Annotated in this window: 9 protein-coding genes and 1 tRNA gene; 8 read left to right on the top strand and 2 right to left on the bottom strand. The window is 69.6% G+C overall.

The annotated features are described in order from the left end of the window. Window positions 1-1,085: CapA family protein (locus HNV26_RS35730; protein ID WP_171452992.1), on the top strand; the 1,085-nt coding region annotated here is incomplete at its 5' end. Between the two features lie 8 nt (window positions 1,086-1,093). Here the strand turns inward: HNV26_RS35730 and HNV26_RS39120 are convergent. Then, on the bottom strand, window positions 1,094-1,216 hold the full coding sequence (locus HNV26_RS39120; RefSeq protein ID WP_002637587.1) for a hypothetical protein: 123 nt from the start codon (window positions 1,214-1,216) through the stop codon (window positions 1,094-1,096). A 155-nt stretch (window positions 1,217-1,371) separates the two neighbouring features. On the opposite strand from HNV26_RS39120, the gene prfA reads away from it, so the two are divergent. The 4 genes from prfA (at window position 1,372) to HNV26_RS35750 (ending at window position 5,150) form a co-directional block, all read left to right on the top strand. Next, entirely contained in the window at window positions 1,372-2,460 is a 1,089-nt protein-coding gene (gene prfA, locus HNV26_RS35735; protein WP_171445331.1) for a peptide chain release factor 1, read from the top strand. Beyond that, window positions 2,457-3,338 (top strand): peptide chain release factor N(5)-glutamine methyltransferase, encoded by an 882-nt coding sequence (gene prmC, locus HNV26_RS35740; protein WP_090493146.1) that lies wholly within the window; start codon window positions 2,457-2,459, stop codon window positions 3,336-3,338. Before prfA ends, prmC begins: the two co-directional genes overlap by 4 nt. A gap of 14 nt (window positions 3,339-3,352) precedes the next feature. Beyond that, a complete protein-coding gene (gene murA, locus HNV26_RS35745; protein ID WP_171445332.1) occupies window positions 3,353-4,615 on the top strand; it encodes a UDP-N-acetylglucosamine 1-carboxyvinyltransferase in 1,263 nt (420 codons plus the stop codon). Window positions 4,616-4,760: 145 nt separating this feature from the next. After that, the gene (locus tag HNV26_RS35750; RefSeq protein WP_171445333.1) at window positions 4,761-5,150 is read left to right on the top strand and encodes a zf-TFIIB domain-containing protein; all 390 of its coding nucleotides are present in this window, start codon (window positions 4,761-4,763) and stop codon (window positions 5,148-5,150) included. A 53-nt stretch (window positions 5,151-5,203) separates the two neighbouring features. Here HNV26_RS35750 and HNV26_RS35755 read toward each other — a convergent pair whose 3' ends face one another. Beyond that, window positions 5,204-6,043 (bottom strand): discoidin domain-containing protein, encoded by an 840-nt coding sequence (locus tag HNV26_RS35755; protein WP_253817361.1) that lies wholly within the window; start codon window positions 6,041-6,043, stop codon window positions 5,204-5,206. Between the two features lie 157 nt (window positions 6,044-6,200). Here HNV26_RS35755 and HNV26_RS35760 point away from each other — a divergent pair, with 157 nt between their 5' ends. The 3 genes from HNV26_RS35760 to HNV26_RS35770 all read left to right on the top strand — a co-directional run bounded on the left by HNV26_RS35760 (window position 6,201) and on the right by HNV26_RS35770 (window position 8,942). Next, window positions 6,201-8,408, top strand: coding sequence for an ABC transporter substrate-binding protein (locus HNV26_RS35760; protein WP_171445334.1), 2,208 nt, complete (start codon window positions 6,201-6,203; stop codon window positions 8,406-8,408). A gap of 59 nt (window positions 8,409-8,467) precedes the next feature. Then, window positions 8,468-8,540 (top strand) — tRNA-Gly (locus tag HNV26_RS35765). Window positions 8,541-8,789: 249 nt separating this feature from the next. After that, the gene (locus tag HNV26_RS35770; RefSeq protein WP_171445335.1) at window positions 8,790-8,942 is read left to right on the top strand and encodes a hypothetical protein; all 153 of its coding nucleotides are present in this window, start codon (window positions 8,790-8,792) and stop codon (window positions 8,940-8,942) included. Window positions 8,943-9,393 lie beyond the last annotated feature (451 nt).

The raw sequence follows: 9,393 nt of genomic DNA on the forward strand, positions 1-9,393 counted from the left end.
CCCCTCCCCCCGGGGCGCCAGAGGCCGAGCCCCAGTCCCGTCCCGTGTCCATCATCGTGGGCGGCGACGTGACGCTGGGCCACAACTACCAGACACACTACGACGCGGAGACCGCCAAGGGCCGCCCCCGGGACGCCCTGCTGGCCTACGGGTTCCAGGAGGTGAAGCCCCTGACGGACGCCGCCGACCTGTTCGTCGTCAACCTGGAGTGCCCCTTCACCGAGCGCGGCGAGAAGCTGCCCAAGAACTTCAACTTCCGCGCGAAGCCGGAGCTGGTGGGCATCCTCACCGCCGGCGGCGTGGACGTGGTGAGCCTGGCCAACAACCACCTCATGGACTACGGCGCCCAGGGCCTGCTCGACACGCTGGACACCCTGGACGCGGCGCACATCCCCTACTTCGGCGCGGGCCGGAACCTGGCGGAGGCCCGGCGCCCGGCCATCGTCACCGTGGGCGGCCAGCGGGTGGCGCTGCTGGGCTACTTCTTCCTGGGCACGCGCAACATCGAACCGCCCGGGGTCTACGCCACGGAGACGACCCCTGGGGTCGCCGGCCACTTCTCCGACGAGGCCGTCATGGAGCAGATGCTCCGGGAGGACATCGCCGCGGCCCGGGCGCAGGCGGACATCGTCCTGCCCTACTTCCACTGGGGGCGCGAAGGCACCTACACCCCGGAGCCCTACCAGGTCCGGCTGGCCCACGCCGCCATCGACGCGGGCGCCGCGGGTGTGCTGGGCGCCCACCCGCACGTCCTCCAGGCCATGGAGCTGTACCAGGGCAGGCCCGTCGTCTACTCGCTGGGGAACTTCGTCTTCGGGGGGAACTGGAACCCTCGCGACAAGCGCGGCGCCCTGTGGAAGGGCCACTTCGGGCCCGACGGCGGCTACCTGTCCAGCGAGATTCTGCCCTTGAGGACCGACCGCTTCCCGGAGCTGCCCTTCCAGCCGGTGCCCGTCACGGGCGAGGCGGCGGAGGCGGTGCTGCGGCTCCTGGCGGAGTCTTCAGAAGGCGTGGAGCGGATGCTGCCCGAACTGGAACCGTGGGCCCGTCCGCCTCCCTCCCCCGAAGTCCGAGGGAGGGAGTAGCCAACACACTAGACCTTGTTGTTGGACTGGCCCTTCTTGGCGCGGTTGCGGCGGCGCTTCAGCTGGGCCTTCCGGCCCTTGGCGCGGTTGGCGACCTTCTTCTTGGAACGATTTCCCTTCTGGGCGGGCATGTGGAAGGACTCCGTGTAGGTGATGTGAAACCGACCGCTGAGCGCGGTGAGGGCGGCCCTTTTTTCATGCTCCCGCCCAAGCGTCCAAGGAATTTCTTGACTCCGCCCGCCCTTGCCAGAGGCCGTGCAAAGGGGCAATACCCCCCGGAACGACGATGATTGACAAACTCGAAGACGTCGAACGCCGGTTCGAACGCCTGACCGCCGACCTGTCGAACCCCGACGTGCTCGCCGACTCGGCCAGGCTCCAGAAGGTGTCCAAGGAGCGCGCGGGCCTGGAGAAGCTGGTCGAGGCCTTCCGGGCCTACCGCAAGGTGCTCGCCGACCTCAGCGAGGTCGAAGCCTGGCTCGGCAGCAGCGACGCCGACGAGAAGGCCTTCGCACGCGAGTCCCTGCCCGGACTGAAGGAACAGCGCGACGAGATGGAGGCCAGCCTCAAGATTCTCCTCCTGCCCAAGGACCCGAATGACGAGAAGAACGTCATCCTGGAGATCCGCGCGGGCGCGGGCGGTGATGAAGCCGCCCTCTTCGCCGAGGAGGTCATGCAGATGTACCTCCGCTACGCGGACCGCCGGGGCTGGAAGGCGGACATCCTGGACATGAGCCCGGGCAACGCCGGCGGCGTGAAGGACGCCACGGTGACGCTGTCCGGTGACGCCGTGTTCAGCAGCATGAAGTACGAGTCCGGCGTGCACCGCGTGCAGCGCGTGCCGGCCACGGAGACGCAGGGCCGCATCCACACGTCCACCATCACGGTGTCGGTGATGCCGGAGGCGGAGGACGTGGACATCCAGGTGAACCCGGCGGACATCGAGATGCAGGTGATGCGCTCTACGGGCTCGGGCGGCCAGAGCGTCAACACCACGGACTCCGCGGTGCGCCTCATCCACCACCCGACGGGCATCGTGGTGAAGTGCCAGCAGGAGAAGAGCCAGCTGAAGAACCGCACCATGGCCATGCGCATGCTGCGGGCGAAGCTCTACGACATCGAGCAGGAGCGCATCCGCAACGAGCGCGACTCCGCGCGCCGCGCCCAGGTGGGCACCGGCGACCGCAGCGAGAAGATTCGCACCTACAACTTCCCGCAGGACCGGCTGACCGACCACCGCATCGGCCTCACGGTGCACAACCTGCCGGGCGTCATGGCGGGTGACGTGGAAGAGGTCATCACCGCCTGCCGGACCTACTACCAGGCCGAAGCGCTCAAGGCGCAGACGGCCGGCGGCCCGAAGCCCTCCGCATGAGCAGCGAGCCCTGGACCATCCGCAGGGTCCTCACCTGGACGACGCAGCACTTCGAGAAGCGACAGGTGGATGCGCCGCGGCTCACCGCGGAAATCCTCCTGTCGCACGTGCTCGAGCTCAGCCGCGTCCGGCTGTATGTGGACCTGGACCGCCCGCTCTCCAAGGACGAGTTGGGCGCCTACCGTGCCCTCATCGAGCGGCGCATGGCCGGCGAGCCCACGCAGTACCTGACGGGGGTGCGTGAGTTCTACAACCGCCCCTTCAAGGTGGACGCCCGGGTGCTGATTCCGCGCCCGGAGACGGAGCTGTTGGTGGAGGCGGCGCTGCGCATGCTTCCCAAGGACGCGCCCGGCCGCGCGCTGGACGTGTGCACCGGCTCCGGCTGCATCGCCATCAGCCTCGCGGCCGAGCGGCCACAGGCCACCGTCATCGCCACCGACCTGTCTCCGGACGCCTGCGCGCTGGCGCGGGAGAACGCCCAGGCGCTGGGCGTGGCGGACCGGGTGACGGTGCTGCAAGGCGACCTCTTCACCCCGGTGCCCGCGGGCGAGCGCTTCCAGGTGGTGGTCTCCAACCCGCCGTACATCGCCTCCGGGGAGATTCCCGGCCTGTCCGCCGAGGTGCGACGCGAGCCGAAGCTGGCGCTCGACGGCGGGCCGGACGGGCTGGTGGCGGTGCGCCGGGTGGTGACGGGTGCGCGCCAGTGGTTGGAGCCTGGCGGCCTCCTTGCATTGGAGATTGGCGAGGACCAGGGCCCCGCCGTCCTGGAGCTCCTGCGTGCCGCGGGTTACGCGGACGCGCGGGTGGAGAAGGACCTGGAGCGGCGGGAGCGGATGGCATTTGGGACACAGCCCGTGGCCAGCGAGCCACAGGGCTGAAGACGCAGGGAACCATGGACAAGATCGTCATCAAGGGCGGCCAGGCGCTGCACGGCGAAGTGCTGGCCTCGGGCGCGAAGAACGCGGCGCTGCCCATCCTCGCCTCGGCGCTGCTGGCCGACGGCACCTCCACCTACCGCAACGTTCCGGACCTGGCGGACGTCGCCACCATGCTCAAGGTGCTGCGCACCATGGGCTGCGACGCGGAGCGCGACAAGGAGACGACGGATGTCTGCCGGGTGGGCGTCAACGGCCACATCACCCCGGAGGCGCCGTACGACCTGGTCAAGACGATGCGCGCCAGCGTGCTGGTGCTCGGGCCGCTCGTCGCCCGCTTCGGCCGGGCGCGGGTGTCCATGCCGGGCGGGTGCGCCATTGGCGCGCGGCCCATCGACCAGCACCTCAAGGGGCTGAAGGCGCTGGGCGCGGACATCCACCTCACGGAAGGCTACGTGGAGGCCACGGCGAAGCAGCTCAAGGGCGGCACCGTCAACTTCGACGTCATCACCGTCACCGGCACGGAGAACGTGATGATGGCGGCGGTGCTGGCCAAGGGCCGCACCCTCATGGAGAACTGCGCCCGCGAGCCCGAGGTCGAGGAGCTGGCCAAGGTGCTCAACAAGATGGGGGCGCGCATCGAAGGCGCGGGCACGTCCAGCATCACCATCGAGGGCGTGGACGGCCTGAAGCCGGTGGAGCACGCCATCCTCCCCGACCGCATCGAGGCCGGCACCCTGCTGGTGGCGGCGGCCATCTCCGGCGGCGACGTGCTGGTGAAGCGCGTGGTGCCCGAGCACATGGACGCGCTGGTGGAGAAGCTGCGCGAGGCCGGGTGCACGATGACCACCGAGGGCAGCGGCCTGCGCTGCAAGGCGCCCCAGCGGCTGGACGCGGTGAACATCACCACCACGGAGCATCCGGGGTTCCCCACGGACATGCAGGCCCAGCTGATGGCCCTCATGTCTGTCAGCCACGGGACGTCCGTCATCAGCGAGAACATCTTCGAGAACCGCTTCATGCACGTGCCGGAGCTGCACCGGCTGGGCGCCGACATCACCATCCAGGGGCCCACCGCCGTGGTGAAGGGTGTGAAGGGCCTGAGCGGCGCGCCCGTCATGGCAACGGACCTGAGGGCGAGTGCGTCACTCATCCTGGCCGGGCTGCGAGCGGAGGGCCGCACCGACGTCAGCCGCGTCTACCACCTGGACCGGGGCTATGAGCGCCTGGAGCGCAAGTTGAGCGCCCTGGGCGCGGACATCCGCCGCGAGAAGGCGTAGGGCCGAGGGGCTGGGGGGCGACGGGACGGCGCGTTGCCAACAGAAGGCACAAGGCGGGTTGCATCCGAAATTTCGCGCGACCTATCATTCTCCCATCGACTGGGGAGAACACCACTCCCCCCCAACAGGAGAATGGAACCGCCCCATGGATTGCCCCAGCTGCAACGTCGAGATGTCCGATCTCGAGGGGGATGATCAGACGTTGCGAAAGTGTGGAGATTGCGGCGGCCTCTGGATTGACGTCGCGGACCTCAACCGGGTCCTGCTCCACAACAACCTCCCCGGGCTGGAGAGCCAGGGCGGCAAGGTGGATACGGAGGCACTGACCGGCCAGTGCCCCGAGTGCCAGGTCGATCTCGTCCGCGTGGACGGTGGCGACCGCCAGCATCCGCTGCATTACGACACCTGCGAGTCCTGCGGCGGCATCTTCCTGGAATCCGAATTCCAGGACGCCACCGACGTGAAGGTCGCGGTCGAGGAGATCATCGCGTTCTTCCGCCACTTCGGCGCGAAGCGGAAGATGGCCGCTCTATAGGCGGAGTGCGGCGCCCCCCGGGAGACCGGGCGGGCGGCCGCCAGCCCGTCCGCTCACCGCTGGCTGCGGAACTCCTCGCCCCAGGCCTCGGCGACGGGCCCGTCGAACGCCAGTGACACATCCGGCGGGCGCGTCCCCTCGGAGTCCCCTCGCGGGAAGCGCACCGTCACCCGCCCGTGCGGGGGGACATCCAGGGTCAGCTTCTCTCCGGACAGCGTATAGGCGCCGTTGACTGTCGTGGACACCTCGCCCTCCAGGGGCTCCTCGGTGAGGCTGTAGGTTCCGTCCAGGTAGAAGGACAGGAAGCGGTGCGGTGCGCCCTTCAGGCCACCGAACCAGGTGCCGAGCAGCGGTGCCAGCCGGCCGTTGTAGCGCAGCTTGGGCGCGAGCCAGGTGCCATTGAGGGCCTTCCCGCCGGAGTAGAAGACGATGTCGGTGACGCACACGGGCGCGTCGTCCTTGGCCCCCGGGAAGCGCTCCGACACCTCCAGCGTGAAGCGGGCGCCCCGAAGTCCGGGCTTGAGGGGCACCACCTGGAGCCCGCGCTTGTCCTCCACGCTGACGCTGCGTGCGTCCTTGATGCCGGTCAGGGTGAGCTTCCGCGCCCGGGCACGGGCCTTGAAAGCGGCCCGGTCCGAGCCGTCGCCCGTGTACACGCGGACCTCGTCCACGGTGACGATGTCCTTGAAACCGAAGGTGAAGGACGCGGGCGCGTCACCGCTGGCGCACCACGCGGTGGAGTCGCGGCCGTCGAGCACGTTGAGGGGCCCGTAGCGCTCCGGCTGACGGGTGCGGTCGAGCCAGTCGGAGGCCTGGACGTAGCCTGGCGGGACATTGGGTGCGGCGGAGGCCGCCGTGGCGGACAGGAGGGAGGCGAGGAGCAGGCGTCGCATGTCCCCGCATCTTTGATCGCCTCGCGAGCGCGGCTCCAGTCCGAGCACGCACGGAGCGGCCGGGTGGATGCGGATGAAAGCGCCCGCGCGGATGTTGGGGTGCTTGACACTCCGTCCCCGACGGGAAGGATGGCGGCCTGTGCTGGAGGAGACCGTGATGAGACGCTGGGGGTGGGCCTGTGTGCTGGGGCTGATGCTGGCCGGCTGCAAGGAAGACAAGGCGCCGGAAGCGCCGGACGCGGGTCCGGTGGAGACGGGACCGGCCGCTCTCACGGAGAAGGAGCCCAACGACCGGCCCGACCAGGCCCTGGACATCACCCGCAACAGCACGGTGAGCGCGGAGCTCACCGCGCAGCCGAACAAGGCGGACGAGGACTGGTACCGGCTGGTGCCCGGCGCGCCGCGCATCGCGGACGTCACCGTGTCCGGCCTGCCCGGCGGGGACATCACCCTGGAGGTGTATGACCGCGACCGCAACCGCCTGGTGGGCATCAACAGCGAGGGCGAAGGCAAGCCGGAGCGGTTCCCCAACCTCTACGTGGAGAACGAGCGCTTCATCCGTGTAGTGCCGACCCGCAAGGGCGTGGGCGGCGCGTACACGCTCGAGGTCCGCACGCGCGCGCCCGAGGACGGCGAGGAGCGCGAGCCCAACGACCGCGCCGTGGACGCGGTGAGCCTGACCTTGGGCCAGACGGTGACGGCCTTCCTGGGCCATTCCGGCGACGAGGACTGGTACCGCATCGAGCTCCCGGACCCGACGCAGCCCTCGGCTCCGGAAGGCGCGGGCCCGGGCGGGCCTGCGGAGGACCCCGCGACCGCGCCTTTCGGCGATTCGCCGTCGCAGGGCACGCCGCCCCCGGGAGATGGCACCGCGCCGCGGGGGATGGGCGGCACGCTGCCCGGAGCTGGAGGCACAGGCGCCCCCCTGGGACATGACGACGCGATGGGCGGCGGTCTCGCCGGTCAACAGGGCTCGACCGGCGCTGGCGCCCAGTACGGACAGGGCACCCCTGGCGCGAGCGGCGCTGGGGCGAGGCAGGACCTGACCGGCGACGGTTTCGAGACCGAGGAAGGCGCGGCCCCCAGGGGCACCGAAGCAGATGGAACGCCCGGCCTCACGGCCCCGGAGGGCATGCGGGGCGCGTCGCCCGACCCGGGCGGAGTGGATGGCTTCGCGCGTGACGAGGCGCCGCCCTCCCCCGCCGTGGAGGGCACCTTCGCGGGCAGCGAGCCGCCGCCCGTGGTCAACCAGGCGGTGGGCGAGGCCATCGCCCGCGCGCTGGACGCAGGCACGGCGGTGCCTCCCGAACCGCCCTCGGTGGCGCTGAAAATCGAGCTGACCGGCGTGGACGGTGTGCGACCGGAGCTGTCCGTGCTGTCCGCGGCGGAGGCGCCGCTCTTCACCCTGCGCGGCAAGGAGGGCGAGACGCTGTCGCTGCGGAACATCGGCGTGCGCGCCATGGACCGGGTCGTCTACGTGGTGGTGAAGACGAGCTGGGTGGGCACCGGCAAGGAGGCCCGCAGGCCGTTCAACGCCACCATGCCGTACACGCTCACCGTGTCGCAGGAGGAGGCCGGCGCCAGCGCGGAGCTGGAGCCGAACGACGAGCTCCACAAGGCCACCCCGGTGACGGCCGGCGGCTACCGTCAGGGCTTCCTGGCGCCCAAGGGCGACGTGGACCACTTCGTCCTGAAGACGTCCGAGCCGGTGCTGGCGAAGGTGGAGTTGACCGGCGTCGAGCGGCTGGACCTGGTGCTCTCCATGGTGGAGCCCCCGGAGGGGGAATCCGGAAAGGAGACGGTGCTGCTGCGCGCCAACGACGGCGCCATCAAGGAGCCCGAGCGCCTCAACAACGTCGCCTGCAACGGCGCCTGCTACTTCCGAGTGGAGGGCGCGTCGCGCAAGGTGGACGGCAAGTGGGTGAAGGACTTCGAGAACGCCGAGCAGCCCTACCGCATCACCGTCACCACGGTGCCAGACAACGGCGGCGAGGAGCGCGAGCCCAACAACACCGCGGAGCGGGCGCAGGACCTGATGCTGGGGCAACCGGTGCGGGGCACGGTGTATCCGGTGAAGGACACGGACTTCTTCCGGTTGGACCTGTCGGACCGGCCGGTGCGCACGCCCATCCGGGCCACGCTGCTGGGCATCCTGAAGGTCGACGTGGGGCTGTACCTGCACCGCGTGCAGCCGGACGGGAAGCTGTCGCTCGTGCAGACGGCTGACCGGGCCAAGGGCGACCAGCCGGAGAGCATCCGCTACAGCGCCGAGCCGGGCGTCTACCTCTTCGAGGTCCGGGACGCGCGCAACCGCGAGTCCAACTTCCAGGACTCGTACCAGCTCACCGTCGAGGAGTCGGAGTAGCCCCTCACTTCCCGTTGACAAGCCACGGGGCGGCCCGTACTTTGCGCCCTGCTTCGCCTGCGGTGGTAGCTCAGTTGGTAGAGCACGAGCTTCCCAAGCTCGGGGTCGAGGGTTCGAATCCCTTCCGCCGCTCACTCATGAAGGCCGGTAGTCCTTGAGGAAACTCGGGACTGCCGGCCTTCGTGTTTTGGGGCCTCGGGACGTCTTGCAGCAAGGACGCAGCAAACGGCGCGAAGCCGCTGCCTCCGCTCCCCGCCCCGGCTCGGGCCTGGGCCTGCCGCACCTCCGGCGGATGCTGGGGGACAGGCGCGACGGGCAGATGCGCTTCCAGCCACTGACGATGCCGCCCTCCGCTGAGAATGCCCTCCTACATTGCCCTCAGTGGAGTTCCCCTCCGCGGGGCCCCTGCATCGCACCATCATTTCCGCCAAGACAGATGGGGAACTCGATGGCCTCATCCTCCACGCAGTCACGTACGAGCCGCTGTCCCAGGTCTCGGTGACCGTGATTCGGATGGGCTCGGGCGACTCGTGATCGAGCGAGACGAACACGGAGGGGCAATACCACTTCTTCTGCCTCCCGCCCGGCATCTACTTCGTGCACTTCAGCAAACCGACCTTCGCCGTCATGGCTCGCGACCTCATCATGAGCCGCCCGAAACGCGTCCTTGCGCTCAACGTGGAGCTGTATCCCGCGAGCTACGAGACGCACATCCCTAGAACCGTGGCTGCGCGGCTTCACGTCCCTCGCGGAGCTGGCGCCTATCCCATGGGTGGACTCGGTCGGAATCGCCACGAGGTATCCATCCTCGACGCGGCCCATTCACTGAAAGCCTGTCCGCGCCCTCGGGGACGTCTGATAGCGCAGTTCATCTGGGCTGAGCGACGGAGTAACCGCAGTAGGCGAACCAGCCTGCTGCGTCGCTTGGGGAGATGGCCGCCAGAGCGAGCTTTATGCCCTGGTGCAAGGCGGAGCGGGTCCGCAG

The organism is Myxococcus xanthus (genome assembly GCF_013116825.1).
GTDB classification, from domain to species: domain Bacteria; phylum Myxococcota; class Myxococcia; order Myxococcales; family Myxococcaceae; genus Myxococcus; species Myxococcus xanthus_B.